This is a genomic window from Gilliamella sp. Pas-s27, from assembly GCF_009795865.1.
Lineage (GTDB): Bacteria > Pseudomonadota > Gammaproteobacteria > Enterobacterales > Orbaceae > Gilliamella.
On sequence record NZ_WTEW01000068.1, the window covers coordinates 1 to 2,108 of the forward strand.

The window sequence follows — 2,108 nt, forward strand, 5'->3', positions numbered from 1 at the left end:
TTATTTTGCTCATCGGACACGCATTTTGTTAAAATGAAAACCGATGAGTAATAGGTGTCTGTCAGGTTAAGTTTGAGCTACTACAATTTATGATAAGTCGCAAAATAAATTTATTAATGCTAATCTAGAGGGATATACCATTCGTTTTGATTCAGAAAAAAAATCGCAACTAGTACTAAAACTTGCGGTAATGAATTTATAGATCCAACAAGTATTACCATAAATAAAATGTATTATTTTAATCTAAATACTAAAAAATATAATTATTTAGATCAATATTGTATTGCTTATGATAATGAAAAATTTTTTCAAAGAAAGTGTACTAAAAAAGAAAGACAAGATTGTGAAAAAGCTGTGGTAGAGCCAGGTGATGAGCCATAATTAAATAAACGAAAAATGTTTTTTGTAAAAGAACAATTCAAAACCATGTTATGAAAAGATTGGACAGCCTAGCTGATAGGGCATTTACTGGTAAAATATGAAAGTGAATGGTATGCCGATGAAGCATTAAGCAAATGGAACGAAGTGGATGACTTATTTGAAGAAGAGAAACAACAACAAAAAACGCTTATTGAAGCAGGATTAGATGAATGGAGAATCACCCAGCTTTATCAGCGTGATATTGCGATGAAAAAAGTAGACGAAGCGCATGAACATGTCAAAAAAAATTGGCAACTAGAAAAAGCGCAACGCATTAAACCCTCACTGTGGTGGCAACAAGTGGCACAAGCGCAAGCAACGCAAACCGCCAGTACCGATACCCCAGCACTTTCCAAGCTATCTGCTGATGGTAAGGCATGGTTTATTCACCCAGTGGCGATGATTGATTATTTTAATATTGACACAACACTTTGGCATGAGCCATTAGAAAACCCACAACGGACGAAATATAATTCATTAGGATATAAGAAAGAATTCAATGGCGCTTTTGGTTTTGTAAGAAATGGAGGGGCAAAATCACATGCGGGTTTAGATATATTTGCTGATATCAATACCCCTTGTTATGCGTGTTTAGACGGTAAAGTAGAGGGCTACATTGCTGAAGTTAAGGATAAGAATGACAAAGGTATAGGATACGGAAATGTACTCATCCTCAAAGTTAAAGGGGAGGACTTAAGAAACTCACGAAATGATACGGTCCTTGAATTTCCAGACGATGGGGAAATTGAACAAGCCAAGGATTTTAATATTAATGCTGACTATTTTTATTTACGCTATTGTCATTTAAGTACTAAACGTACTGATTTAAATGTGGGTGACATGGTTAAATCAGGCGATTTAATTGGCTATACTGGCGATACAGGTAATGCTGAACATGTCGTTAATCCTCACCTGCATTTTGAAATAGCAATGAATCCAATATCTAACCGCTCTACCGCGTATGATCCGCAAACTAATAAGTTAGGTTATAAAATCAACCCCGCATTCTTTGTTAACTTACAGCCAATAGATGAGGATGAACAGACAAAAGTAAAAGAGAGAAGAAAGGAAGAAGAGGAAGCTAGAAAAAAGAGAGAAGAGCAGGCTAAAAAAGAGAAAGAAGCGAAAGCAAAACAGCAACGCACAAAACAGAAATGAATTTAAGGAATAATAAAAATGAAGCAGATAAAATATATATTACTATCGTTAGTCTTAATTCCCGCTATGAGTCATGCTATTTTTCGTATTTATACCGGTACTATTGGGCAAGATAACGCAGAATTTTATTTTGTTGATGACGAAAATGCTATTTATCTCAATGACGAAGAGCATCAAGTCAAAGAGTTAAATTCTCTCAGCAAACATAATGATATATTTAATTATGAAGTTTCTTATGTATATTCTTCAGAAGTATTAGATAAAATAGTTATTGAGAATTTTGATAGAGGCATATTTAATCATGATGCAGATGCCTATCAATATCTAACTGGGCATTCTCTTAACGGCGATAAGATAAATTTACATGAAATATTTAAATATAAAAAATACGATGAACGTTCATTACGTGAAGCAGAATTTAACAATATAGATTATTTACAACAGCATAGTACTAAGGATTTTTATTTTAAAGTGATAGTATCTAAAAAGAAAAATGAAGAAGCAAATATCGTTGGGATAAAAATATATAG

Annotated in this window: 2 protein-coding genes; both read left to right on the plus strand. The window is 33.3% G+C overall.

The window, feature by feature from the left end; genetic code table 11:
• The first annotated feature begins 525 nt into the window (after nucleotides 1-525).
• Nucleotides 526-1,578 (plus strand): M23 family metallopeptidase, encoded by a 1,053-nt coding sequence (locus GQ589_RS11605; RefSeq protein ID WP_160426385.1) that lies wholly within the window; start codon nucleotides 526-528, stop codon nucleotides 1,576-1,578.
• Between the two features lie 18 nt (nucleotides 1,579-1,596).
• Nucleotides 1,597-2,108: hypothetical protein (locus GQ589_RS11610; protein WP_160426387.1), on the plus strand; the 512-nt coding region annotated here is incomplete at its 3' end.